At 66.8% G+C, this 25,616-nt stretch carries 23 protein-coding genes; 15 read left to right on the top strand and 8 right to left on the bottom strand.

Features of this window, described 5'->3' with window-relative positions; all coding sequences use genetic code 11:
• Positions 1–24 precede the first annotated feature (24 nt).
• Positions 25–1,710 (bottom strand): phosphoenolpyruvate--protein phosphotransferase, encoded by a 1,686-nt coding sequence (gene ptsP, locus J2X98_RS13805; protein WP_307309120.1) that lies wholly within the window; start codon positions 1,708–1,710, stop codon positions 25–27.
• A 161-nt stretch (positions 1,711–1,871) separates the two neighbouring features.
• On the opposite strand from ptsP, the gene J2X98_RS13800 reads away from it, so the two are divergent.
• From J2X98_RS13800 to J2X98_RS13775, 6 genes are all read left to right on the top strand, one after another.
• Positions 1,872–2,600: a TetR/AcrR family transcriptional regulator gene (locus tag J2X98_RS13800; RefSeq protein WP_141945056.1), complete on the top strand. Its 729-nt coding sequence runs from the start codon at positions 1,872–1,874 to the stop codon at positions 2,598–2,600.
• A gap of 87 nt (positions 2,601–2,687) precedes the next feature.
• The gene (locus tag J2X98_RS13795; protein ID WP_141945058.1) at positions 2,688–4,733 is read left to right on the top strand and encodes a PTS mannitol transporter subunit IICBA; all 2,046 of its coding nucleotides are present in this window, start codon (positions 2,688–2,690) and stop codon (positions 4,731–4,733) included.
• Complete coding sequence (locus J2X98_RS13790; protein ID WP_307309115.1) at positions 4,733–5,896, top strand: mannitol-1-phosphate 5-dehydrogenase; 1,164 nt, start codon at positions 4,733–4,735, stop codon at positions 5,894–5,896. The genes J2X98_RS13795 and J2X98_RS13790 overlap by 1 nt, the downstream gene beginning before the upstream one ends.
• Before the next feature lie 179 nt (positions 5,897–6,075).
• Positions 6,076–6,567, top strand: a complete 492-nt coding sequence (locus tag J2X98_RS13785) for a GNAT family N-acetyltransferase (RefSeq protein ID WP_307309331.1) — start codon at positions 6,076–6,078, stop codon at positions 6,565–6,567.
• Positions 6,568–6,608: 41 nt separating this feature from the next.
• On the top strand, positions 6,609–7,049 hold the full coding sequence (locus tag J2X98_RS13780) for a MarR family winged helix-turn-helix transcriptional regulator (RefSeq protein ID WP_307309329.1): 441 nt from the start codon (positions 6,609–6,611) through the stop codon (positions 7,047–7,049).
• 43 nt (positions 7,050–7,092) lie between these two features.
• Positions 7,093–8,319, top strand: a complete 1,227-nt coding sequence (locus tag J2X98_RS13775) for an MFS transporter (protein ID WP_307309113.1) — start codon at positions 7,093–7,095, stop codon at positions 8,317–8,319.
• A gap of 155 nt (positions 8,320–8,474) precedes the next feature.
• Here J2X98_RS13775 and J2X98_RS13770 read toward each other — a convergent pair whose 3' ends face one another.
• The 3 genes from J2X98_RS13770 to rraA all read right to left on the bottom strand — a co-directional run bounded on the left by J2X98_RS13770 (position 8,475) and on the right by rraA (position 12,370).
• A complete protein-coding gene (locus J2X98_RS13770; RefSeq protein ID WP_307309110.1) occupies positions 8,475–9,914 on the bottom strand; it encodes a sugar porter family MFS transporter in 1,440 nt (479 codons plus the stop codon).
• Between the two features lie 200 nt (positions 9,915–10,114).
• Positions 10,115–11,779: an MDR family MFS transporter gene (locus tag J2X98_RS13765; RefSeq protein ID WP_141945065.1), complete on the bottom strand. Its 1,665-nt coding sequence runs from the start codon at positions 11,777–11,779 to the stop codon at positions 10,115–10,117.
• Positions 11,780–11,875: 96 nt separating this feature from the next.
• Complete coding sequence (gene rraA, locus J2X98_RS13760; RefSeq protein ID WP_307309104.1) at positions 11,876–12,370, bottom strand: ribonuclease E activity regulator RraA; 495 nt, start codon at positions 12,368–12,370, stop codon at positions 11,876–11,878.
• Positions 12,371–12,496: 126 nt separating this feature from the next.
• On the opposite strand from rraA, the gene J2X98_RS13755 reads away from it, so the two are divergent.
• The 5 genes from J2X98_RS13755 to J2X98_RS13735 all read left to right on the top strand — a co-directional run bounded on the left by J2X98_RS13755 (position 12,497) and on the right by J2X98_RS13735 (position 17,634).
• On the top strand, positions 12,497–13,783 hold the full coding sequence (locus J2X98_RS13755; protein WP_307309101.1) for an MFS transporter: 1,287 nt from the start codon (positions 12,497–12,499) through the stop codon (positions 13,781–13,783).
• A gap of 136 nt (positions 13,784–13,919) precedes the next feature.
• Positions 13,920–14,528: a TetR/AcrR family transcriptional regulator gene (locus tag J2X98_RS13750; protein ID WP_307309097.1), complete on the top strand. Its 609-nt coding sequence runs from the start codon at positions 13,920–13,922 to the stop codon at positions 14,526–14,528.
• A 287-nt stretch (positions 14,529–14,815) separates the two neighbouring features.
• Positions 14,816–16,015: an NAD(P)-dependent malic enzyme gene (locus J2X98_RS13745; protein WP_307309094.1), complete on the top strand. Its 1,200-nt coding sequence runs from the start codon at positions 14,816–14,818 to the stop codon at positions 16,013–16,015.
• A gap of 94 nt (positions 16,016–16,109) precedes the next feature.
• A complete protein-coding gene (locus J2X98_RS13740; protein ID WP_307309091.1) occupies positions 16,110–16,613 on the top strand; it encodes a DUF456 domain-containing protein in 504 nt (167 codons plus the stop codon).
• 43 nt (positions 16,614–16,656) lie between these two features.
• On the top strand, positions 16,657–17,634 hold the full coding sequence (locus tag J2X98_RS13735) for a hypothetical protein (protein ID WP_307309088.1): 978 nt from the start codon (positions 16,657–16,659) through the stop codon (positions 17,632–17,634).
• On the opposite strand, the gene J2X98_RS13730 is transcribed toward J2X98_RS13735, so the two are convergent.
• Positions 17,631–18,287, bottom strand: coding sequence for a LysE family translocator (locus tag J2X98_RS13730; protein ID WP_307309085.1), 657 nt, complete (start codon positions 18,285–18,287; stop codon positions 17,631–17,633). The genes J2X98_RS13735 and J2X98_RS13730 overlap by 4 nt on opposite strands.
• 106 nt (positions 18,288–18,393) lie before the next feature.
• On the opposite strand from J2X98_RS13730, the gene J2X98_RS13725 reads away from it, so the two are divergent.
• Complete coding sequence (locus tag J2X98_RS13725) at positions 18,394–18,849, top strand: Lrp/AsnC family transcriptional regulator (protein ID WP_307309082.1); 456 nt, start codon at positions 18,394–18,396, stop codon at positions 18,847–18,849.
• An 11-nt stretch (positions 18,850–18,860) separates the two neighbouring features.
• On the opposite strand, the gene J2X98_RS13720 is transcribed toward J2X98_RS13725, so the two are convergent.
• A complete protein-coding gene (locus J2X98_RS13720) occupies positions 18,861–19,322 on the bottom strand; it encodes an Lrp/AsnC family transcriptional regulator (RefSeq protein WP_174237621.1) in 462 nt (153 codons plus the stop codon).
• 326 nt (positions 19,323–19,648) lie between these two features.
• Between J2X98_RS13720 and gluQRS the strand changes: the two genes are divergently transcribed.
• Entirely contained in the window at positions 19,649–20,530 is an 882-nt protein-coding gene (gene gluQRS, locus J2X98_RS13715; RefSeq protein ID WP_307309079.1) for a tRNA glutamyl-Q(34) synthetase GluQRS, read from the top strand.
• A gap of 28 nt (positions 20,531–20,558) precedes the next feature.
• Complete coding sequence (locus J2X98_RS13710) at positions 20,559–21,167, top strand: HD domain-containing protein (RefSeq protein WP_141945083.1); 609 nt, start codon at positions 20,559–20,561, stop codon at positions 21,165–21,167.
• On the opposite strand, the gene J2X98_RS13705 is transcribed toward J2X98_RS13710, so the two are convergent.
• A complete protein-coding gene (locus J2X98_RS13705) occupies positions 21,164–22,480 on the bottom strand; it encodes an ATP-binding protein (RefSeq protein ID WP_141945085.1) in 1,317 nt (438 codons plus the stop codon). The genes J2X98_RS13710 and J2X98_RS13705 overlap by 4 nt on opposite strands.
• A gap of 115 nt (positions 22,481–22,595) precedes the next feature.
• A complete protein-coding gene (locus J2X98_RS13700) occupies positions 22,596–23,543 on the bottom strand; it encodes an L-lactate dehydrogenase (protein ID WP_141945087.1) in 948 nt (315 codons plus the stop codon).
• Between the two features lie 87 nt (positions 23,544–23,630).
• Between J2X98_RS13700 and ggt the strand changes: the two genes are divergently transcribed.
• Positions 23,631–25,463, top strand: coding sequence for a gamma-glutamyltransferase (gene ggt / locus J2X98_RS13695; protein WP_307309073.1), 1,833 nt, complete (start codon positions 23,631–23,633; stop codon positions 25,461–25,463).
• Positions 25,464–25,616 lie beyond the last annotated feature (153 nt).

Raw genomic sequence — 25,616 nt, 5'->3', positions numbered from 1 at the left:
TCCCGCGTGCGGCCGGCGGCGGGGTTAGAGGCCCAGCTCCTCGAGTACGGGCAGCTTCTCCCGCACCCACGCGCGGGCTTCGGTGGCGCTCGGTGCGGACAGGGCCAGCTTGGCCAGTTCCTGGGCGTCGGACAGGGTGACTGTCTTCAGGACCGCTGCCACAGCGGCGAGCGAACGCGCCGTCATGGAGAGGGTGCTGACGCCAAGGCCGGTGAGGACGACGGCGAGGGCCGGGTCCGCGGCAGCCTCACCACAGACGCCAACGGGCTTGTTGTGGCCTTCCGCCCGGGACCCCTCCACCGTCAGCCCCACGAGGCGCAGGACCGCGGGCTGCCACGGGGTGTTCAGGTTGGCCAGCGGGCCGAGCTGGCGGTCCGCGGCCATGGCGTACTGGGTGAGGTCATTGGTGCCCAGGCTGGCGAAGGCGACTTCGCGGAGTATGGACTCGGCGGTCAGGGCAGCCGAGGGGACCTCAACCATCACGCCTGGGGTCTTGATCCCGGCGTCTGCGCACATGGATGCGAAGCGGGAGGCTTCCTCCGCTGTGGAGATCATGGGGGCCATGACCCAGACGTCGGCTTCGGACTGCTGCTGCGCCAGTGCAATGGCTTCGAGCTGCCGGTCCAGGACGCCGGGGGTGGTGAAGTCGGTGCGGTAGCCGCGGACGCCGAGGGCCGGGTTGGGCTCCGTGGAGTCGGTGAGGAAGGGCAGCGGCTTGTCGGCGCCCGCGTCCAGGGTGCGCAGGACCACCTTCTTGCCCGGGAAGGCATCGAAGACGCTCTTGTAGGCGGCCGCCTGTTCCTCAACGGACGGTTCGGTGTCCCGTTCCAGGAAGCAGAACTCCGTGCGGAACAGGCCCACGCCCTGGGCGCCCAGCTTCGCGGCCGCTTCTGCGTCCTTGCCGCCGCCCACGTTGGCGAGCAACGGCACTTCGTGGCCGTCCGCCGTCGTGCCCGTGCCGGTGAACTCAGCCAGCAGCGACGCCGTGGCAGCCCATGCCTCAGCCGTCGCGCGGAGGGATTCATCGGGCTCGGCGGTGATGAGGCCGGCCGCGCCGTCCACGTACACCTCGGTGCCGTCCGGCAGTTCGTCGACGCCCACGGCAGCAACCACGGCCGGCAGGCCCAGGGAGCGGGCGATGATGGCGGTGTGCGACTGGGGGCCGCCGCCCGCGGTAACCAGTGCCAGCACCTTGTTGGGATCAAGCGTGGCGGTGTCGGCAGGGGCAAGGTCCTCCGCCACCAGGACGAACGGGGTGCTGGAGGCGGGAATGCCGGGTGCGGGCACGCCCCGCAACTCGGCCACGATGCGTGCGCGGACGTCCAGGACGTCGGTGGCGCGCTCGGCCATGTAACCGCCCAGGTTGTGCAGCATTTCGGACACGGAGGAGCCGGATTCCCAAATGGCCCGTTCGGCGGAGGTGCCCCGGGCCACCAGCTTGGCCGCACCCTTGATCAGCATGGTGTCCTTGGCCATGAGCGCCGTGGCTTCCAGTACCGCCTTGCCATCGCCTACGGCGTGCGCGGCGCGCTCCTTCAGTTCGTCATGGACGGCCTGGGAGGCCGCCTTCAGTGCTGCAGTGGCTTCCTCGGCAGTGGTGTCCGGTGCCAGCTGTTCACCGGCGGGAGGCTCACTGATGGGTTTGGGCATCTGCCGGATGGTGCCGATGATACGGCCGGGGCTGACGCCTACTCCTGGGAAGTTCTGCACTGAAGGTCCTCATTCTCTGCCGGTAGACAGGCCCGCCAAGTTCTCCGGCGCCGTGCCGGGTCCGCCGGAGGACTGCTACGTCCAGGGGCAGGAAACGTGCCTGAAAAAATTGTATGTGATTCAGTTCATATAGCAACGCTATAGGTGCTAGGGTAGCGGTTATGAGTTTGGATGGCCAGCTTCCCCCCAAAATGCGGCTGCTCCGTGCTGCCGCGGAACTGCTGGCAAATTCCGCGGGGGCTCCGGTCTCCACCCGCCAGATCACCCAGCTGGCAGGGGTGTCGGCTCCTACGCTGTACCACCACTTCGGTGACAAGGAAGGTCTGTTCGACGCCGTCGTCGCCGCAGGGTTTGAAGAATATGTCGCGGGCGAAAGGGACTTCGCCCCCTCCGGACAGCCTCTTGAGGACATCCGGAGAATGTGGGACAACCACGTCCAGTTCGGCCTGAACCAGCCCGAGTTGTACCTGGTGATGTTCGGCAACATCCGCCCGGAAAGCCGGCCGGCCATCGTGGCTGACGCCGAGGCACTGATGGAGGAGATGCTGAACAAGGCAGCGGCGGCGGGCCAGCTCAACGTCCAGCCCAGGGAGGCGGCCAGGTCCATCCTGGCGGCCAACGTGGGCGTGACGCTGATGCTGATTGCGGAGCCCGCCACCGAACGCAACCTTGAACTGTCCACCATGACCCGGGACGCCATGATCTTCGCGGTGTCCGCCGAGCCCGCCAGCGGCCCGGCCACGGGCGGCACCGGGAAGTCCTCGGTGGTGGTGGCAGCGATCGCCCTGAACGCCGCACTTCAGGCCTCGCACTCTGACCAGCTTTCCAGCTCGGAACTCAAGCTTTTCCTCGAATGGCTGCACCGGATCTCCACAAGCCCGGCCGGTTAGCCCCACAACCCGCAATACCCAGCAGTACGTCGTCGTAATCATCGGACCAATCCTGCGGAGCAGCAGGAATGACGGTTAGGAAATCACATGGCAACAGAGACAGTTGCAAAACCCCGCACCAGCGCGCGCGTGCACGTCCAAAAGTTCGGGACATTCCTGTCCGGCATGATCATGCCCAACATTGGCGCGTTCATCGCCTGGGGCATCATCACCGCCCTCTTCATCGAGAAGGGCTGGCTGCCCGTTCCGCAGCTCGGTGGTTTCGGCGAGACTGATGGAAAGCCCAATATTGGCCTGGTAGGCCCCATGATCACCTACCTCCTGCCGCTGCTCATCGGTTACACCGGCGGCAAGATGGTCTACGACGTCCGCGGCGGCGTGGTCGGTGCCATCGGCACCATGGGCGTGATCGTGGGCGCCGGCATCCCGATGTTCATCGGCGCCATGATCATGGGCCCCCTGGGCGGCTGGACCATGAAGAAGATCGACATGATCTGGGACGGCAAGATCCGCCCCGGCTTCGAAATGCTGGTCAACAACTTCTCCGCAGGCATCTGGGGTGCGCTCCTGGCATTGCTGGGCTTCTACGGCATATCGCCCCTGGTTACCGCCTTCAGTACGGCCGCGGGAAACTTCGTGCAGTTCCTGGTCCACAACGGCCTGCTGCCGCTGACCAGCATCTTCATCGAACCCGCCAAGGTCCTGTTCCTCAACAACGCCATCAACCACGGCGTGCTCACCCCGCTGGGCGTGCAGCAGTCCCTGGAGCAGGGCAAGTCCATCCTGTTCCTGCTGGAGGCCAACCCCGGCCCCGGCCTGGGCCTGCTGCTCGCTTACACGTTCTTCGGCCGAGGCGCTGCCAAGGCATCGGCGCCCGGCGCGGCCATCATCCAGTTCTTCGGCGGCATCCACGAGATCTACTTCCCGTACGTCCTGATGCGCCCGCTGCTGATCCTGGGCACGATCGCCGGCGGCATGACCGGCATCGCCACCCTGGCCATCACCAACTCGGGCCTCGTGGCACCGGCCGCGCCTGGTTCCATCTTCGCCGTGCTGGCGCAGACCTCCCGCGACAGTTACTTCGGCGTGATCCTGTCGGTGGTGCTCGCCGCGACGGTGTCCTTCCTGGTCTCCTCGGTGATCCTGCGGACCACCAAGCACAGTGACGAGGCGGACCTCGGCGACGCCACTTCCCGCATGGAGGCAATGAAGGGCAAGAAGAGCTCCGTTGCTTCCACGCTCACCGGTGCCGGTGCAGGGACTGCCGCAGGCGCCGCTGCCGCCGGCCGCGGCGGAGTGGGCGTCCTCGCCGGCCCGGTGCGGAACATCGTCTTCGCTTGCGACGCCGGCATGGGCTCCAGCGCCATGGGCGCCTCGGTGCTGCGGAACAAGATCAAGGCGGCCGGGTTCCCGGACGTCAAGGTCACCAACGCCTCCATCGCCAACCTCAGCGACACCTACGACGTTGTGGTCACCCACCAGGACCTGACCGAACGCGCCAAGCCGGTCACCTCCAGTGCCGTCCACTACTCCGTGGACAACTTCATGAACAGCCCGCGCTATGACGAGATCGTAGAGCTGGTCCGGGAGAGCAACACCGAGGGCGAAGCAGGCGACGCCGGTGCCACCCACGGCGCGCACGCCGCCGACGCGCCGCTGGACGCCCAGCCCGCAGCCGCTGCCGCGGCACCGGCAGGCTCCCCGGAGATCCTGGCGCGCGAAAGCGTAATCCTGACCGGTTCCGCCACCACCCGCGACGCCGCAATTGACGAGGCGGGCAGGCTGCTGCTGGCCCGTGGCGCCGTGGACGAAGGCTACATCGCCGCCATGCACGAACGCGAGGAATCGGTGTCCACCTACATGGGCAGCTTCCTTGCCATCCCGCACGGCACCAACGCCGCCAAGGACCACATCCGCAAGTCGGCAGTGTCCGTCATCCGCTACCCCGAAGGCATCGACTGGAACGGCAAGGAAGTTAAGTTCGTGGTGGGTGTCGCAGGCATCAACAACGAACACCTGCACATCCTGTCCTCCATCGCCAAGGTCTTCACGAACAAGGAGCAGGTGGCACGGCTTGAGGCTGCCACGTCCGAGGACGAAGTCCTGGAGCTCTTCGGAAAGGTCAACGCGTAGTGAAGGCAGTACATTTTGGTGCCGGCAACATCGGCCGCGGCTTCGTGGGCCTGCTCCTGCACGACGCAGGCTACGAGGTGGTGTTCGCGGACGTCGCTGAGGAACTCATCAACCGGCTCAAGGAAGCGGACAGCTACGCCGTGCATGAGGTGGGCGAGAACCCCGCGGTGCGCACGGTGGACAACTTCCGGGCCCTGAACTCCAACGCCCAGGAAGCGGAGCTGGTCCAGGAAATTGCGACGGCGGACATCGTCACCACCGCCGTGGGGCCGCACATCCTGAAGTTCGTGGCGCCCGTGATCGCCAAGGGCATCGTTGCCAGGGAGCCCGGCATGGCGCCCCTGCAGGTGATGGCCTGCGAGAACGCGATCAACGCCACGGACATCCTGGCAAAGGAGGTGGCCTCCCAGCCGGGGGTCACCGCCGCTGTGCTGGATGGGAAGGCGGTTTTCGCCAACACCGCCGTGGACCGGATCGTGCCCAACCAGGAGGCGGGGCAGGGCCTGGACGTTACCGTGGAAACCTTCTACGAGTGGGTCATCGACCGGACCGCCTTTGGTGATGCCGCCCCGGTAATCCCCGGAGCCACCTTCGTGGACGACCTTTCGCCGTACATCGAACGGAAGCTGTTCACGGTCAACACCGGGCACGCCTCGGCGGCGTACTTCGGGTTCGAAGCAGGCCTGGAGAAAATCTCCGAGGCCATGGCGGACCAGGACGTGGCCGAGGATGTGCGCGCAGTGCTGGAGGAGACCAAGCAGCTCCTGGTGGCCAAGCACGAGTTCAGCAACGATGAGCAGGAGGCCTACGTCCGGAAGATCCTGGCCAGGTTCACCAACCCGTACCTGCCGGACACCGTAAACCGGGTGGGCCGGGCTCCTCTCCGGAAGCTGGGCCGGCACGAGCGCTTCATCGGCCCGGCCGCGGAACTCGCCGAACGCGGCGTGGTGCCGGAGGCCCTGCTGGGTGCCATTGCGTCCGCCCTTCGGTTCAACGATCCCGCCGATGCCGAGGCCACCGAGCTCGCGGCCATCCTGGGGTCCGAGAATCCCTCTGACGCCACGGCCAGGATCACCGGCCTCGAGCCCGGGCACCCGCTGTTCGACGCCGTTGCCACCTTGGTGGAGGAACGGCAGGCGGAAATGGCAGGCACCCCCGCCTGAGCCACCCCCTGCCACGCGCCATCACTTCCTGCACCCCCTGACGCCACGCTCCATCAGATCCTGCAGGAATTCCGGCAACGCCGCATCAGGACGACGCCGGCACTTCCGCGAGTGCCGGCGTCGTTCTTTTCCTGTGCCAAGCTGGGCGGGTGATCCCTACTGACGATGCCGCTCCTGTCGTGTTCACCGCCGAGGTTGAAGGCGGCACGTTCCGCCTGCGCCATGCCACCCGCGACGACCTGCCTGCCATGGTGCGGCTGCTGGCAGACGATGCCCTGGGCGCAGGCCGCGAAATTGCCGAGGACATGGAGCCGTACCTGCGCGCTTTCGAGGCGATCGAGGCCGATCCCAACCACCTGCTGCTGGTGGGCGGGCTGGTGCCGCCAGGCGAACCGGGCGGCCCGGTGGTTGCCACCTTCCAGCTGAGCTTCCTCCCCGGCATCTCCAGGCAGGGAGCCTGGCGCTCGCAGCTTGAGGGCGTCCGGGTAGCGGCAGCACTTCGCGGCCAGGGCGTGGGGAAGCTCATGGTGGGGTGGGCAATCGGGGAGTCAAGGAGGCGCGGCTGCAGCCTGATGCAGCTGACCACCCATGCGAGCCGTTCAGCGGCCCAACGGTTCTACGGGCAGCTCGGGTTCGAAGGAAGCCATGTGGGCATGAAGCTGAAGCTTTAACCCTTGACCGTTAGGTACCCTAACTGTTAGGCTACCTAATGATGAATACGAACGATGCCCAACTGCAGGAACTCGCCAGCGGGTTCCGCGAAGCCCTCCGACACGGTGTTTACCTCGTTCGGCGCCTGGACGCCGACGGTGAACTCAGCGCCGCCCAGCTCAGCACCCTCAAGATGTTGATGGGAGAAGGCCAGCGCGTCGGCGAGATTGCCCGGAACCTCGGCGTGCGTGTACCCAGCGCTACGGAGCAGATCATCAAGCTTGAACGCGCCGGCCTTGCCCGGCGGGAGCCGGACCCAACCGACTCCCGCGCTGTCCGGGTGATCCTGACTGACGAAGGCCGTGCCGCCGTCGACTCCGCGAACAAGCGCCGCAACCAGGTGATGGCCGAGATCCTCGGCACCCTCACCGACCAGGACCGCAAAGCCCTGGCGGACGCCCTGCCGGTCATCGACAAGATCAATGCATTCATCCAGAACTGAACTGATCAGTACCAAACCAGCCTCGAACTTAGGAGTAACCTCCATGGACGGCCAGCTCGCAGAAACCCTGCAGGCACCAGAAAACACCCTGCAGGCTGAAAAGGCCTCGTTCCTGAAGCAGCCCAAGGCGGTGTGGGCCACCGCCCTCGCCGCAGTGTTCGCCTTCATGGGCATCGGCCTGGTGGATCCCATCCTCCCCGCCATCGCCACCAACCTCGAGGCAACGCCCAGCCAGGTCTCCCTGCTCTTCACCAGCTACTTCATGGTCACCGCGCTGGCCATGCTGATCACGGGCTTCGTTTCCTCCCGGATCGGCGGCAAGAAGACCCTGCTGATCGGCCTGGCCGTGATCGTCGTCTTCTCCTCGCTGTCCGGCCTGTCCGGAAGCGTCGGGGAGTTGGTGGGCTTCCGTGCCGGCTGGGGGCTGGGCAATGCCCTGTTCGTGGCCACCGCCCTCGCCGTGATCGTGGGCGTGGCCAGCGGCGGCGCCGGAACGGCCATCATCCTGTACGAAGCCGCCCTGGGCCTGGGCATTTCCCTCGGCCCGCTGCTCGGCGCCCTTCTCGGCGGCTGGCAGTGGCGCGCCCCGTTCTTCGGCACCGCCGTGCTGATGGCTGCCGCGTTCATCGCCCTGATCGCCCTGCTGCCCAAGACCCCGCTGCCCGAGCGCAAGGTCCGCCTGCGCGACCCCCTGCTGGCACTCGGGCACAAGGGCCTGCGGACGACGGCGGCAAGCGGCCTGTTCTACAACTACGGCTTCTTCACCATCCTGGCCTTCACGCCGTTCATCCTGGGCATGAATGCCTACGGCATTGGCGGCGTCTTCTTCGGCTGGGGGGTGGCCGTGGCCGTATTCTCCGTCTTCGTGGCACCCCCGCTGCAGGCCCGCTTCGGCGCCGTCAAGGTACTCACGGGCACGCTGTTCCTGCTCATGCTGGACCTGGCCGGGCTGGGACTGGCGGCCGGGCACTCCGTTCCTGCCGTCGTCGTCCTGGTGATTGTTGCCGGCGCCCTGCTGGGAGTCAACAACACCATCTATACCGAGCTGGCCATGGGCGTCTCTGACTCACCCCGCCCCGTGGCATCCTCCGGCTACAACTTTGTCCGCTGGATGGGCGGCGCCCTGGCCCCGTTCGCGGCCGCGCAGCTGGGCGAGCACTTTGGCCCGCAGGTACCGTTCTTCGCCGGGGCCGTGGCCATGGTGGTGGCCATCGCGATCGCGTTTGGCGGCCGCGCCTACCTGTCCTCGCACGAACCGCACGTCGTCTAACCGCCGTTCCCCCCGCAGGAAACAGCAAACCCTCCATCACGACATGTGATGGAGGGTTTGCTGTTTAACCGCGGAAGCTGATGGAGCGTCGGGGGATAAACCGCGGAACGTGATGGGGCGTCGGGGGATAAACCGCGGAACGTGATGGGGCGTTCCTAGGCCTTGGCGGATCCCTTGGGTACGAACAGGGTGTCGGCCTGTTCCAGGGACATGCCGTTGGTCTCCGGCACCTTGAACATGACAAAGAAGAAGGACGCCGCGGCGAACAGGGCGTACATGGCGTAGGTCAGCGGCAGCGAAACCGCGGCCATCACCGGGAAGCTGAGGGTGATCACGAAGTTGGCCACCCACTGTGCCGCAGCCGCCAGGCCGAGCGCACGGGCACGGATCTTGGAGGGGAAGATCTCGCCGAGGAGCACCCACACCAGCGGCCCCCATGACGCGCCGAAGCTGACCACGAAGACGTTGGCGGCCACCAGCGCGATGGGTCCCCAGGCGCCGGGCAGGGTGATGTCTTCGCCGCTGCCCTTTGCCGAGGAGAACGCCAGCGCCATGGCGCCGAGGGACACGGCCATGCCCACGGAGCCGGTCAGGAGGATGGGGCGGCGCCCCACGCGGTCCACCAAAGCGATGGCCACCAGGGTTACCAGGATGTTGGTGATGGAGGTGGCCACCGAGATGGCCAGGGAGTCCTTTTCCTGGAAGCCCACGGCCTTCCACAGCGTGGTGGAGTAGTAGAAGATCACGTTGATGCCCACGAACTGCTGCAGCACGGACAGGATGATGCCCACCCAGACCACTGCCTGCAGGCCGAACGTCTTACCGCGGATGGAACCTTTTTGGCCCGCCAGCTTGTCTTCCTCGATGGCCTCCCGGATGTCACGGATATGCCGGTCGGTGTCCTCCCCGGGGGCGATGGAGGCGAAGATCTTCCGGGCCTCGTCCTCCTTGCCCTGGAAGACCAGGAACCGCGGGGACTCGGGCAGGGTGAAGGCGACCCAGCCGTAGACGACGGCCGGTACGGCAGCGGCCAGGAACATCCACCGCCACGACTCGATGCCCAGCCAGAACGACTGGTCCGCGCCGCCTGCACTGGTGGCAAAGAGCGCGTCCGAGAGCAGGGCGGCAAAGATACCGGTGGTGATGGCCAGCTGCTGCAGCGACGCGAGGCGGCCGCGGACCTTGCGCGGCGAAATCTCGGAGATGTATGCGGGTGCGATCACGGAGGCCAGGCCGATGCCCAGTCCGCCTACCAGGCGCCAGAACACCAGGTCCCACACGCCGAACGCGAATCCCGTACCGATGGCGCTGACCAGGAACAGCAGGGCGCCCAGCTTCATGGCCGGGATGCGTCCATACCGGTCGGCCACCTTGCCTGCCAGGAAGGCTCCGGCGGCACAGCCCAGCAGGGCGATGGCGACGGCGAAGCCGGTGACAGCCTCGGACAGCGCGAATTCTTCCTTCATGGCGTCCACGGCGCCGTTGACCACGGACGAGTCAAAGCCGAAGAGGAATCCGCCCACCGCCCCCGCGAGCGCCAGCCAGATCACCCGCCGCGGTATCCCGGTGGTGGTCTGCTCCTGTGCAGTGGGCATGGTTCTCCCTGGGTTTGGGTTCTATGGATGCGGTGCGGACGTCGTCGGCTGCGGTACCGGCCAGAGGGGCCGGCGCACACGCGCTAAACAGTGTGGCACGTCACCGGCCCATGTTCCACTTGGCGCCTCTTGTCCTCCTTAAAGCAGGACGACGACGGCGGGCCGTGCCGCCGTCGTCGTCCGTTCCCTGCCCTTCCGGCCTAGTGGGCCGGAATCTGCATGTTGTCCTCGTCCTGCGGGGATGCTTTCTGGTCGGTCAGCTTCTTCCGGGGCAAGGCGAAGCTGATGAGGAACGCCAGGCCGGTCAGGGCCGCGGCGGTCAGCATCACCGTGTCGATGGAGGTGGCGAAGCCCTCGGTGATGGGCCTGGTCAGGGTGCTGTTGGCGGTGTGCAGCCAGCTGGTGTCGTTCAGCGAATCGTTGGACGCGCCGTTCTTGAAGAAGTCGTACAGCTTGGCGTTGGCCGGGTCCGACGCGACTGCCGGGTCCTTCAGGACTGCCAGGTAGGCCGGATCGGTGGTGGCGGTCTTCATGCCCTCGGCAATCCTGTCAGCGGCCAGGCTGAACAGCATGGAGATGAAGACGGCGGTTCCCACCGCGCCGCCCATGGAGCGGAAGAACGCCGCGGAGGACGTTCCCACGCCCATGTCCCGCGGCGGAACCGAGGTCTGCATGGCCAGGGTGAGGGGCTGCATGCAGAAGCCCAGGCCCACGCCGAAGAACACGGCGATCAGGCCCGGCACCCAGAGGCCGGTGTCCACCCCGAGGGAGAAGCCCATCACCAGGGCGGCGGCGGTCAGGATGCCTGTGCCCATGATGGGGAAGATGCGGAACGTGCCGGACGCCGAGATGGTGCGGCCTGCCGTGATGGAGCCGAACAGGATGCCCACGGTGAAGGTGATCATCATCAGGCCCGCTTCGGTGGGAGTGAGGCCCTTCACCAGCTGCAGGTACATGGGGAGCATGGCGATGGCGCCGAACATGCCGATGCCGATGATGAAGTTCAGCAGCGAGGAGAGCCCGAACGTCACGTTGTGGAAGAGCCGCAGCGGGATCAGGGCGTAGTCGCCGGCCCGCTTTTCGGCCAGCAGGAACCAGGCAATGCCCACGGCGCCCAGCCCGTAGCAGAGGAAGGAGTTGGTGGAGGTCCAGCCCCAGGTGCGGCCCTGCTCAGCGACCAGGAGGAGCGGCACGATGGCCACGGTGATGGCGGCGGCGCCCCAGTAGTCGATCTTCTGTTTCAGGTGCTTTGCAGGCAGGTGCAGGAACAGGAACACCACCGTCAGGGCGGCGAGGCCGATGGGGATGTTGATGAAGAACACCCAGCGCCAGCCGTCGAAGCCCAGGATGTTGGCTGAACCGGCAAAGGCGCCGCCCACCACCGGACCCAGGACCGAGGAGATCCCGAAGACGGACATGAAGTAGCCCTGGAACTTTGCGCGGTCCTTGAGCGAGACGATGTCGCCGATGATGGTCAGCGCCAGTGCCAGCAGGCCGCCGGCGCCCAGGCCCTGGATGCCGCGGGCTATGGCCAGTTCGGTCATCGAATGGACCGACCCGGCGTAGAGCGAGCCCACCAGGAACACGGCGATGGCGGTCAGGTACAGCGGGCGGCGTCCGAAGATGTCGCTCAGCTTGCCGTACAGCGGCGTGCTGACGGTGGACGTAATCAGGTAGGCGGTGGTGGCCCAGGCCTGCAGGGAGAGCCCGTCCAGGTCGTTGGCAATGGTGTAGATGGACGTGGAGACGATGGTCTGGTCAAGGGATGCCAGGAACATGCCCAGCATCAGGCCCACCATCACTGTGACGATCTGGCGGCGCGTCAGGACTTCTCCGGCGCCGGGCGCGGCAGTGGCTTTGGACATGGGTGCTCCAAGGGAAGAAAGGGACTTAAGCAGCGATAGTTGCTTTCAGTAACTATCTTAGCTGTTCTTTCTATTCCCTGGCCGCCAAAATTCCTCCTACGGTTCCACGAGGATGCCGTCCGGATCGCACCAGATGGTGGCTCCGGGGCGGAAGGTCACGCCGTCGATCACCAGGTCCACGTCCACCTCGCCGGCGCCGGTTTTCAGGCTCTTCCGCGGATTGCTGCCCAGGGCCTTGACGCCAAGGTCCAGCCGGGCGATGGCCACCCGGTCCCGGATGGCGCCATTAATGACGACGCCGGCCCACCCGTTGGCCACGGCGCTTTCGGCGATCATGTCCCCCATCAGGGCGGTGCCCAGCGAGCCGCCGCCGTCCACCACCAGCACCGCGCCATTGCCGGGCGAGCCCAGGGTGGACTTCACCAGGGCGTTGTCCTGGAAACAGCGGATGGTCCGGACGGGGCCGCTGAAGTGTGAACGTCCGCCCAGCGACTGGAACTGCAGTGAGACGGACGCCAGCCCGTCGCCGCGCTCGTCGTAGAGGTCCGCGGTGTTCACCGCTGTGCCTCCAGCCGGTGTAGGTGCGCTCATCTGGTTCTCCTCCATGCTTGGACTTGGCTCGCGGGCAAGCGGGCCGGCGCAGGTTCGCGGGCCCAGCCAACGCCCACGATAGTCTGATCCCACCGCCCACCGGCCGCACCAAGGGGAGCTACGCCAATGAGTCTGTCCAACATGCCCGCGCCGCCGCACGGTGCTCCGGCAGGCAAAAGCCCGACGGCGGCGCTCGCGGAGCCGGTGGAAAAAGTTACCGCACGCTGGGTAACGGGCCTGGTGCTGGTCAACGTGGGTATCAATGCCGCGTTCTTCGGTCCCATCAACGTGTTCATCGGCCAGCAGGCAATCAGTATCGACGCGCCGGGCAAGGAAGCAATCCTGTCACTGGTGACGGCGTGCGGCGCTGCCGTCTCCCTGGTGGCCAATCCGCTCTTCGGTGCGCTCTCGGACCGTACCACTTCGCGCTTTGGCCGCCGTGCCCCGTGGGTGCTGGCCGGAGCCGTGCTGGCAACGGCGGCGCTGCTGGCCATGTCTTTCTCGGCTGCCGTGGCGCTGATGGTGCTGTTCTGGTGCCTGGTGCAGCTCGGGGCAAACGCCGCGTATGCCGCCATCACGGCCGCGGTCCCGGACCGTGTTCCCGTGGTCCAGCGCGGGGGAGTGGGCGGACTGGCGGCGATGGGCCAGACCCTTGGCATCCTGACCGGCGCCGTTTTCGGCGCCGTGGTGTCAGGAAACTTCATGGTGGGCTACTGGCTGTGCGCTGCCGCCCTGCTGCTGTCCGTGCTGCCGTACCTGTTCCACCGGAACGACCCGGCTTTGCCCGGGGACGCCAACGCCAGGTTCCGGATTGCCGGGTTCCTGAGGGGCTTCTGGATCAGCCCCGTGCGTCACCCGGACTTCGCATGGGCCTGGCTTACCCGCTTCCTGGTCAACGTGGGCAACCAACTGACCATCGTGTACCTGCTCTTCTTCCTGCGCGATGTCATCGGCTATGAGGATCCCGCAGCCGGGGTGCTGGTCCTGACCGGGATATACGCGGCGATGGTGATGATCACTGCCGTGGCGGCCGGGCCCTGGAGCGACCGGGCGGGCAGGCGGAAGCCTTTCGTCATTGGGTCGTCCGCCACTATCGCCATGGCCGGGGCCATCATGGCCTTCTTCCCCGTGTGGCCCGGCGCGCTCGCCGGAGCCGCAGTGCTCGGCATCGGCTTTGGCGCCTACCTGGCAGTCGACTTTGCGCTGCTGACACAGGTCCTGCCGTTCGCCGTCAGCCGGGGCCGGGACATGGGGGTCATCAATGTGGCCAACTCGCTGCCCCAGGTGGTGGCTCCCACCCTGGCGCTGGTGGCCGTGACGTATTGGGGCGGCTACCGCACGCTGTTCCTCACGGCTGCCGTTATTGGGCTGCTCGGCGCCGTCTTCGTGGTGAAAATCAAGTGCGTCAGGTGACCCGGAAGTACCGATAGTAAGGCTGGCTGACGAATTAGGGCACGGAGGTGTGCCGTATAGTTGAAGCGGCTGCAGGGCGGTACGGAAGTGGGGGCGCTCCTGGCCGCAGCCGCTAAAACACAACCCCGGAATGCTGATGCCCGAGACTTTTTCAGACCATCCGCCCATGGCCGCCCGGCCTTCCGCTCCACGCCAGCGCCTCCGCTACGCCCGGATCCTGGAGACAGCTGCAGGGTTTGCGCGCACGGGACTTGATGCCGTGGAACTTTCCCAGGTCGCAGAGAAAGCCGACGTGCCGCTGGGTACGCTCTACCGCTACTTCCCCTCACCCACGCACCTGATGCTCGCCCTGTACCGGCAGCAGCTGGACGAGCTGCAGTCCGGTGCCCGCGGTTCCTCGCCGCGCTTCCGTGGCCGTGCCCTCTCCGGCCTGCTGATGGAGATCTTCCACATGCGCGTCATGCAGCCCGCAGTGGAGCAGTGCCTCAGCCGGGGCGTATACGTCCCCGAAAAGGACACCACCGAACTCCTGCGCGAGATAGACGCACTTAGTGAAAAACTCGTGGCGGGAGCCTGCGGGGACGCTGTGGGCGCCCGGGTCCTCCTCCTGACAGTCACTGGTCTGGTCCAGTCCGTGCGCAATCGGCGGCTTTCCCTCTTCGAAGCCGAGGAGGACCTGAAAAAGGCCTGCGGCAGACTCTCCCCGGACGCGGAATCCGGCTTCACAGTAGGTAAGTCCGCGTAACTGGTCTAGACCAAAAGCGGATTAAATACGCCATAATCCCGTGATGTGGATCACTAACAGGGCTGATTAATCGTTTTGGCATTGCGATGCCGTGTCAAGAGGCTCCTCCCTGCCGTTCCACGCCTGCCTACCATGGAGGCACCGGAGCGGCAGGGCGGAAACATCCCCGGCGTTCCCATGGACCCACCACCCCTGGGTTTCCTGTCGCACTTCTTTCCCCGCTTGGGCCCGGCCGGGCTCCAGCCCCATGTGCCGTGTGCCCACGGCGAGCACCAGGAGACAATGACGTGTCCATTGACGCAATCACCGCCACCGACAATTCAGCAGCCACGGCCCTCACCGAGGACGAGATCTTCGGCGCCCACCAGGGCGGCAAGCTGTCCGTGACCAGCACCGTCCCGCTGTCCAACAAGCGGGACCTTTCGATCGCCTACACCCCGGGTGTGGCCGAGGTCAGCCGTGCCATCCACGCCCGGCCCGAACTGGCGCGGACCCTGACCTGGGCCGAGCGCCTGGTGGTCGTCGTCAGCGATGGCACCGCCGTCCTGGGCCTGGGCAACATTGGTGCCAGCGCCTCGCTGCCTGTCATGGAGGGCAAGTCCGCGCTCTTTAAGACCTTCGGCGACCTTGACTCCATCCCGCTGGTCCTCAACACCACCGACGTGGACGAGATTGTGGAAACCCTGGTCCGGCTCCGCCCCAGCTTCGGCGCTGTGAACCTGGAAGACATTTCCGCGCCGCGCTGCTTCGAGCTGGAGGAAAAGCTGATCGAAGCCCTGGACTGCCCGGTCATGCATGACGACCAGCACGGTACCGCCGTCGTGGCCCTCGCCGCCCTGACCAACGCCGCCAAGGTGACCGGCCGCGGCCTGGAAGGCCTCAAAGTAGTGGTGTCCGGCGCAGGCGCCGCCGGCATCGCCGTCGCCGAAATCCTGCTCGCAGCAGGCATCAGCGACGTCGTGCTGCTCGACTCCCGGGGGGTCATCAACTCCGGCCGGGAGGACCTGGCCGCCAGCCCCGGGAGCAAGAAGGCGGACATTGCCGGCCGCAGCAACCCCCGGGGCGTCACCGGCGGACCGGCCGAAGCGCTGGCGGGAGCCGACGTCTTCATCGGTGTCTCCTCCTCCAAGCTGGACGAGTCCCACCTGGCCTCGATGAACGAGGACGCCATCGTCTTCGCCCTCTCCAACCCGGACCCCGAAGTCCTGCCCGAGGTGGCGGTGAAGTATGCAGCCGTTGTGGCCACCGGCCGCAGCGATTTCCCCAACCAGATCAACAACGTGCTGGCGTTCCCCGGCATTTTCCGCGGTGCCCTGGATGCCGGCGCCCGCCGCATCACGCCGGCCATGAAGCTTGCGGCCGCCCGTGCGATTGCGGACCTTGCCGCCGAGGACCTGTCGGCCGACTACATCGTCCCCAGCCCACTGGACCCGCGTGTGGCCCCCGCGGTCACCGCCGCCGTCGCTGCAGCCGCGGAAGCGGAGTAAGGCTTCTTCCTGCCGAAACCACGACGGGGGTGCCTCCTTTTGAAGGGGAGGCACCGCCGTCGGGCGTTAAAAGCGTCCCCCTAGACTGGGGTCCATGAGCTCCGAAACCGTGGTGACCATCCTGTGCGGCCTGGCGATCCTGGTGGGGGTCGCCGGGATCATCATTCCGGTTTTGCCCGGCAGCGTCCTGATCGCCGTGAGCCTGCTGGCCTGGGCCATCTGGGGAGGGGCCGGGACGGTGGGGTGGGTCATCTTCGCCGTGGCTATGGTCTTCGTTGCCGCCGGGATGGCGGCCGGTGCCCTCCTCACGGGCAGGAAACTCAAGCAGCACGCCATTCCCAGCCGCAGCGTCGTGGTGGCCCTCGCGGCCGGCGTGGTGGGCATGTTCGTCATCCCGGTAGTGGGCCTCTTCGCGGGCTTCGCTGCCGGCCTGCTGGTCAGTGAGTTCCTCCGGACCCGCAACTTCCCGACGGCGGCGCGGTCCAGCTGGGCTGCCTTGAAGGCAACAGGCCTGGGCATGCTCGCTGAATTCGCGCTGGCCTGCCTCGCTGCCAGCACCTGGATCATCGGGGTGTGGATTACTGCATCCGGGAGCTGACCACACCGCCCGGCCCTTACCTCTTCGCGGTTAGCATGGAAAGATGAGCGCCGGGGAAACTGCACCGATCTACTGGGACAGCCGCGACCTCACCCCCTTTGGGCGGGCCCAGCTCCGCACCCCGGTCCATGACCTCGCCGGCGGAGTGGGCGGCCTGCTGACAGAGGTCCTGGGTGGACGCAACGCGGCACTGCTCTCCATCGACGGCGAGGTGCCGCGGCTTAAACGGCTGATGCCCAAGCCGGCCAGGGCCGTCCACGAGGCCGTCTTCACCAGCCGCGAGCCGGACCGCCTCATCACGCTGGCGCGCGCCTACCCCGGCTGGGCCGGACTCTGCTACCTGATGGCCGGGCTGCTGGTGTACAAGCACGGCGGGTACCTGCGCGCGTCCGAGCTCCTCCAGCGCGGGCTCACCACCAGGAACGACGACGAAGCCAACCGCTACTCCTCCACCTACCTCACCCGCATTGTCACCAGGATCGAACTGGCCGAGCGGGTGGAGATTCCCGTGCTGTTCAGTGAGGAATCGGTGTTCCTGGCCCTGGCCCACTCGCTGCGCGAGACTGGCCGCACGGAAGCGGCGCTCGACGCGCTGACCGGGCTGCCGCCGTCGCTCCCCGTGGCCCTTGCACGCTGTTCCCTGGCCCTCACGCTCGGCCGCAGCCGAACCGTCATCGACTGGACGGAGGGACTGCTGAACGCGGACGATCTCTCCGCTGCCCTGCTGCTTGTCCGTGCCCGCGCCCTGCGCCGGGAAGGCCGGCTGGATGCGGCGCACCAGGCGATTGCCGAGGTCCTGCGCCGCCGCAAGACACATCTTGCCCTTCGCAATGACGCGCTGACCGACCGGGCGCTGCTGGTCCTGGAATCAAGCCGCCGATCGCTGAACCCGCGCGACTGGGGACGCCGGCGCGGGGACCCCGAACCGCAGCGGGAGCTGGAAGCTCCGTCCCCCATCCGCAAGGACGAGGAAATGCGCCGGATCTGGGAGCAGGACTGGAAGGAACTCAGCGGCGACTAGCCAACCAGGTCCACGGACCGGCTGGCCAGCAGCGGCAGCAGCTGCTCACCGAGCAGTACCACTCCCAGCGCCACCATGATGATGCCACTGGCCAGGGTGACAGCCCGGGCGGCACCCGGGCGGCTCTGCAGAAGCGTGCGCGAGAGCAGGGCCACCACCGTGTAAACAACGCCCACCAAGGCAACGAACGTCATGCCGAGCAACCCCGACTGCACCGGCACGGGCAGGGCGGCGTCGGCACTGATGAACTGCGGAATGAGGGCCACGTAGAAAAGCAGGCCCTTGGGGTTGATCCCGCTGGTGCCCATGCCCTGCAGGAACGTGCGCAGCTGGGTACCGGAACCTCCGCCGGCATCGGCGCTGAAGCTGGCGCCACGCCAGGAGCGAAGGGTGGCTACCCCGAGCCACAGCAGGTAGCCCGCGCCCGCCAGGGTGATCCAGCCGAGGACGCCGGGCATCCCCGCCAGTACGGCGGCCAGCCCTGCCATCAGAAGGACCGTGTGGAGGACATACCCGCCGCAGAGGCCGGCAACCGCGGGAACGAAACTGCGTTGCCGAAGACCCGCAGCGATGGTGTAGGCCCAGTCCACTCCCGGGGTGCAGGCGAGGGCTGCAGCCACCACCAAGAAGGCCAGGAACAGCTGGGGGTTCATCGGGTTCTCCTGTCTAAGGGCTCTCAGGAGCAACCATAGGGAGAATCCGCCCAAAAGTGCTGTCCTTTTTTCGCCGGACCCGCAGCGGAGGCGATAGGTTTATTGCGTGATTGACGCGATCGACAGAACTATCTTGCGCCACCTTCAGGAGGACGGCCGGATGACGGCCACTGCGCTCGCCGCGAAGGTGGGACTGACCGTGGCACCCTGCCACCGGAGGCTGCGGGAACTGGAACAGTCCGGAGTCATCCGCGGATATAAAGCAGACGTTGACCCCGCTGCCGTGGGCCTGGGGTTCGAGGCGATCGTGTTTGTCACGCTGCGCCAGGTGGACAGATCCACCATGGAGATCTTCGAGAACCGGGTGGCGGAGAATCCCAACATCATTGAGGCCCAGCGGCTGTTCGGTTCACCGGACTACCTGCTGAAGATCATCGCGGCAGACCTGCCGGCCTACCAGCGCTTTTACGACACGGAGCTCACATCCCTGCCCGGGGTGGAGCGGCTGACCTCAACGCTGGTTATGAAGAACCTGAAATCCAACGCCGGTCCGCCTGTGTAGCCAAGCTCCTCCTACTGGTCCCCGAGGAGCCCTGTGGTGCGGTAGGGGATGACCTCGCGGAGGAACATGCTGGTGGACGTCCGGACAATGCCGGGGCAGAGCCGTATTTCCTCGGATACGCGGTAGAGATCGTCCGGGCTTTTGGCCACCACGCGGATGAGGAGGTCCGTGTCGCCGGCAGGAGCATGGCACTCCAGGACCTCGGGTATTTTGCGCAGGGCGGCGATGGCCTCGTTGAGGTGGCTCTGGTCCAGCTCGGCGCTGACGGCGGCCGCCACCCCCCGGCCAAGTGCCGCCGGGAGCACCCTGCTGCTGTTGGGCCGGAGGGCACCGGACGCCGACATCCGCTCCAGCCTCGACTGGACCGTCCCGCGTGCCAGCCCCAACCGCTGCGCCAGGACCATGACCGGGACGCGGGGATCCTCATCGAGGGCGCTGAGGATCCGCTTGTCTGTGGCATCCAGTTCCTGCAGTTTGACCACTTCCTGCCTGCTGTAACTCCGCGAACTGGTCAGAGTGACCAATATAGATGACGCTTGTTGCTCCAACTGTAGGGTTCCTGCTGGAATAGTGGCAACAAGGGCAAAAGCTACCGCTGCTGCCCGCAGGCTACAGATTCCCGGCACACCACCCGGCACCCTGGACACCGCTTCCCGCAAGGAGGCCGCCGCTGATTGAGGCTTGTTCACACCACTCTCACTCTGCATACACGGCAAGAGCCCCTGAGCTACCGACGGTCGGATTTCCGCAGTCATCGGTAGCTGAGGGGCTCTTGTGTTGTGCCGTCTAGGGTGGGGGTATGACCTCCGCCGGCCGCTTTGCCCCCAGCCCCTCCGGCGAACTGCACGTGGGCAACCTGCGGACGGCCATCCTTGCGTGGCTCTTCGCCCGGTCCACGGGCCGCAGTTTCCTGTTACGGATGGAGGACCTGGACCGCGCCCGGGCAGGAGCCGAGGCAGTGCAGCTCCGCGACTTGGCCGCAATGGGCGTGACCTGGGACGGGGACGTCGTCCGGCAGACAGACCGGGAAAGCCTATATGCCCAGGCGATTGGCCGCCTGGAGGAGGCGGGCCTGACCTACGAGTGCTTCTGCACGCGCCGCGAGATCCAGGAGGCGCCGTCGGCCCCGCATTCGCCCCAGGGCGCCTACCCCGGAACATGCCGCGACCTGGACCCGGCGGAGCTGGAGTACAAGCGGTCCATGCGCCCTGCCGCAATCCGCCTGCGCGCCGGCGTGGCGGACTACACCGTGCGGGACGTCCTCCGCGGCGAATACACGGGAGCGGTGGATGACTTTGTGCTGCGCCGGAGCGACGGCGTGACCGCTTACAACCTCGCCGTGGTGGTGGACGATGCCGAACAAGGCATCGATCAGGTGGTCCGCGGCGACGACCTGCTTCCCTCCACCCCCCGCCAGGCCTATCTCGCGTCGCTGCTAAGTATTCCGGTTCCGGAATATGCGCATGTTCCGTTAGTGGTGAACCACGACGGCGCCAGGCTGGCCAAGCGCGACGGTGCAGTGACGCTCGCGGACCTGGCAGCGGAGGGTATTACTTCCGGCGCTGTGCGGGACTGCCTTCTGGACTCACTGGGGCTCCCGCCCGGACCACTCGAACGGGCCCTGGCAGTGTTCGATCCCAGCCGCCTGCCACGGGAACCGTGGGTCTGGTCCGCCCCTTAGCACTTGCTCCACCCCGTAGGCTGGAGGCATGCCAGATTCCCCGCAGCACCGCGCCGCCAGCAGTTTCACGCCCGAGACGGCCCGCGTCCTGGCGGAGGTGGCGCACAACCGCCAGAAGGACAAGCTCAAGCGGCCTTACAAAGACCACGTGTTGGCGGTGGGGGACGCGCTGGCGGATTTCGACGACGACATCCGGATCGCCGGCTACCTTCACGACATTGCCGAAGACACCCCGATGACCCGGCAGGCGTTGCTGGACATGGGGGTTCCAAAGCGCTCGGTGGACATCATTGAACGGGTCACCAACCGGCTGCACAGCAACCCCGATGACTACCTGTCGGGGATTCGTGAGATAGCCCGGGACCATGATGCTGCCCTGGTCAAGATCGCCGACAATGCCCACAACTCACTGCCCGAACGCGTCCAGGCGCTGGCCGAAAAGTGGCCCGACAAGCCGCCTGTCACCAAATACCGGGACGCCCGACCGGTACTTTACGCCGCCGTCGAAGAGCAGGAGATCCGCAAGATCCTGGCCCGCGTCAACCCTTGGCTGCTGGAGGAATTCGACGCAGAGTTGGACGAGGCGGACGACACCGACTACGAAAACCTCCGGTACGGCGCCGGGCCGGGGGATTAGACCCGGCCCAGGGCCTCGATGTCTTCCAGGAAATCCGCCTGCACTTCGGGGCTCACGGTGGTGCGGGTATCACCGATGGCGTCGAGGTAGTCCTGGGTGGAGGGTCCCTTCCGCACCGCCTCGCGGACGGAAACGTCGCCTCCGGAGGCCAGCCCGCCGTCGTCGTACACTGCCTTTTCCAGCGCGCGCTGTGAGGCGCTGCGGGCGGCATACTCAATGTCAGCGGGGGAGAAGCCCTCGGTCCGTTCCACCAGGAGCTCCACGTCCACGCCGTCCACCACGGTGGCGGGGATGAACCGCTGCCACATGGCCGCGCGGGCCTGCCGGTCCGGCAGGCCGATGGGGATGACGTAGTCGAACCGGCCGTGCCGGAGGAAGGCCGAGTCCAGGGCGCGGATGAAGTTGGTGGCGCAGACCAGGAGCCGGCCCGGCTGCTCGCGGAACGCCGGGATGATCTTGAGCAGCTCGTTGGTGACGCCCTGCAGCGGTGACGGCGGGTCCCCGGCACGCTGCGAGGCGATCTCCTCCACCTCGTCGATGAACACCACGGCATGTTCCAGCTCAGCAATCTCCAGGAAGGTCTCCCGCAGCGCACCTGCCAGGCCCCGGGGGTCGCCGGCCAGACGGGAGGGGAAGACTTCAACGAATGGCCACTCCAGGCGGGAGGCGATGGCCTTGGCGAAGGTGGTCTTGCCGGTACCGGGCGGACCGAAGAGGACGACGGCGCGCGGCGGCACCACGCCGAACTCATCAGCCAGGTCCGCCTCCGCGAGGGGGAGGACCAGGCGGCGTTCCAGCAGTTCCTTCTCCCGGTGCATTCCGGCGACGTTTTCCCACAGGTCGCGGGCCAGGACGCGGCCCCCGAGCTGGCCCAGGGCGCCGAGTTCCTGGCGCTGGACCGGGATGGTGCGTTCGAAGTAGCGCAGGTTCTTTTTCAGCGCGAAGCCGCGGCCCAGGAAGGCCTCCACCCGGGTCTCGGATTCGGGCATCAGGGCGGAGAGCTTGTTCAGCCCGTGCGGGGCCATCCGGTTTTCGACGGCGGCCAGCAGCGAGGTGCCGATGCCCCGGCCGCGGTACTCGGGCAGGGTGGCCAGGAACACGATCCAGCCCTGGTCGTGCGCGGCGCGTCCCACTGCGGCGCCCACCACCTGTTCGCCCTGTACCGCCACCACGGCATGGTCCTTCTCGCAGGATGCGAGGACCTCGGACAGGGCGTAGACGGGTTCGACGTTGTTGGCCTTCAGGGTCTCCCACAGGTGCAGGATCCCGTCCAGGTCGGCCGAGTGGAAATCCCTGATCCGCCAGTTGGTCATGCGTTACTCCTGTTGGTTCGTCGTTGAGCCGTTCAGCGTGCATTTCTGTTGTGAGCTTATGCGAACCTTTGCGGCGCAGGGTTGCGGCGCCGTTGCATTACGCAGGCTCACGCGCTCAAATGCCCAGTGCGTCCATGGTGTTGCGCAGGGTGTCAGCGGAATGCCGCAGGGCCGCCAGCTCGCCGTCGTCCATGGGTGTTTCCAGGACCCGGTGCACGCCCCCGCGGCCCACCACGCTGGGGAGGGAGAGTGCCACCCCGGAGATCCCGTGAAGCCCGGACAGTACGGTGGAGACGGGCAGGACGGCATTATCGTCCCGAAGCAACGCCTCGACGATCCTGGCGCCGGACAGGCCGATGGCGTAGTTCGTCGCGCCCTTCCCGGCGATGACCTTGTAGGCGGCCTGCACCACTTCCCGGGCGGTGGTGGCCAGATATTCGGAGGTGAAGATCCGCTCCCCGCCTTCAGTCCACTCGCGGATGGGGACGGGACCAATGGTGGCCCCTGACCACAGGGGGAATTCCGTGTCGCCGTGTTCACCAACCATGCTGGCGTGGACGCTGGTGACTGAAACCCCCGCACGGCGGGCCAGGAGCCAGCGCAGCCGGGAGGTGTCCAGCACCGTGCCGGAGGAGAAGATCCGTTCCGCGGGCAGGCCGGAAATGCGCTGGGCGGCCACCGTCAGGACGTCGCAGGGATTCGTCACCAGGACGTAGACCGCGTCAGGGGCACGGTCCAGAAGTTGCGGCATCAGCTGCTCCAGGATCCGCACATTGGTGCCGGCCAGGTCCAGTCTGCTCTGGCCGGGGTTCTGCTTGGCGCCCGCCGTAATGACCACGACGTCGGCGCCCTCGGTCACCGCGATATCCCCGCCTCCGCTGACAGCGGCCGAGGCCGCGGCGAACTGGCTGCCGTGCGCCAGGTCCAGGGCTTCCGCCTCCGCTTTGGGCGCGTTGACATCGAACAATGCGATATTGGCTGCCGAGCCGCGGATCAGCGCGGCGTAGGCCAGCGAGGTACCCACGCTGCCGGCGCCGACAACTGCCAGTTTGGATCCTGCCATGGTCCCCGTCCTTCCCGGAGTCGTTGAGACTGTCCTACCCGAAGAGTAGCGTGGCCCACATCACTCGACCCCCACCTAGGAGCCACCATGCCACATCTCGGACGCCGGCTCGCAGCTGTTACTGCGGCGCTGGCGATGAGCGTCACCACGGGAGCCATGAGCCCCGCGTCAGCCGATCCCCGGCATACCGACAAAAACCCCACTGCCACCGGGTATGGCGGGGCGGTCAGCACCGTCGATCCTGAAGCGTCGGCGGCGGCCATCGAGGTCCTTCGCAAGGGTGGGAACGCGGTTGACGCTGCCGTCGCCGCGGCCGCAACCCTGGGAGTCACTGAGCCGTACAGCGCCGGAATCGGCGGTGGAGGCTACTTTGTCTACTACGACGCAAAGTCCGGGAAGGTCAGCACCATCGACGGGCGGGAAACGGCACCGGCAGGGATCAAGCCGGATGCCTTCATAGACCCCGCCACCAACAAGCCGTACAGGTTCACTCCGGAACTCGTCACCAGCGGCGTCTCCGTGGGCGTCCCCGGCACCCCTGCCACGTGGGAACGCGCCCTGGAGCGGTGGGGAACGCTGAGCCTCGGGGACGCCCTGAAGCCGGCTATCAAAGTGGCCGACCGGGGCTTCGTAGTGGACGATACCTTCCGCAACCAAACCAAAGACAACCAGGCCCGGTTCGAGGCATTTACCTCCACCAAGGACCTGTACCTGCAGGGCGGCAAGCTGCCGGAGGTGGGCTCGGTCTTCAAGAACCACGACCTCGCCGACACCTACCGCATGCTGGCCCGCGACGGCATGGACGCGTTCTACAACGGACCGCTGGCCGACGAGATCGCCAAGACCGTCCAGAGCCCGCCGAAGTCCCCTGACACCACGCTGCCGGTCCCGGTGGGTTCCATGACCGCCGAGGACCTGGCCAACTACAAGGCTGTGGACCAGGACCCCACCCACGTGAACTACCGCGGGTATGACGTGTACGGCATGGCTCCGTCCAGCAGCGGCGGCACCACGGTAGGGGAGTCGCTTAACATCCTGGACGTGTTCGATCTCCCGGGCCTGAAGGCTGATCAGCCCGCCGTGCTGCACCACTACCTCGAAGCCAGCGCCCTGGCCTTCGCCGACCGTGGCAAGTACGTGGGCGATCCGGCGTTCGTAAATGTGCCCACCAAAGAATTGACCGATCCCATCTTCGGAAAGGAACGGGCCTGCCAGCTGGACCCGAACCACGCCGCAGCCAAGCCGGTGCTGCCCGGGGACGTGGCCAACTACGACGCCAGCTGCCCGGCCAAGCCGGCAGCGCTCGCCGATGAAAAGGACACGGAGAACATTTCAACCACCAACATGACCGTCTCCGACAAGTGGGGCAACGTGGTGGAGTACACGCTGACCATTGAACAGACCGGCGGTTCCGGCATGGTTGTTCCCGGCCGCGGTTTCCTGCTCAATAACGAGCTCACGGACTTCTCGGCGGTCTACAGCGCCACGGACCCCAACCGGATTGAGCCTGGCAAGCGGCCGCGTTCCTCCATGTCACCCACCATCCTGCTGGAGGACGGCAAGCCTTTCCTGGCGCTGGGCTCCCCGGGCGGTTCCACCATCATCACCACCGTCCTGCAGACCATCGTCAACCGCATTGACCTGGGCATGAGTACCCCGGACGCCATCGCGGCGCCCCGCGCCTCTCAGCGGAACACGGCGAGTGTCACCGCTGAGCCTGCCTTCATCGACAAGTACGGCGCGGCACTGACGTCCCGCTTTGGCCACAAGCTGACCCCCTCCGGCGACTCGTTCACGTCCGCCTCGGAGATCGGGGCAGCCACCGCCATCGAGTTCCTGGAGGACGGACGCACCCTGGCTGCCGCGGAACCCGTCAGGCGCGGCGGCGGCTCGGCCATGGTGGTGAAACCGGAGAAGTAACCGAAAGGAACCGCCCGTTTAAACCCCGACGGCGGGGGGGGGGGGGGGGGGGGGGCCGCCCCCCCCCCCCCCCCCGGGGGGGGGGGGGGGGGGGTTTGTTGTTTGTGTGGGGGGGGCGCCGGGGGGGGGCCCGGGGGCGGGGGGGGGGGGGCG

It is taken from the genome of Pseudarthrobacter enclensis (assembly GCF_030811655.1).
GTDB classification, from domain to species: domain Bacteria; phylum Actinomycetota; class Actinomycetes; order Actinomycetales; family Micrococcaceae; genus Arthrobacter; species Arthrobacter enclensis_A.
This window is presented reverse-complemented; position numbering and strand designations above follow the sequence as displayed.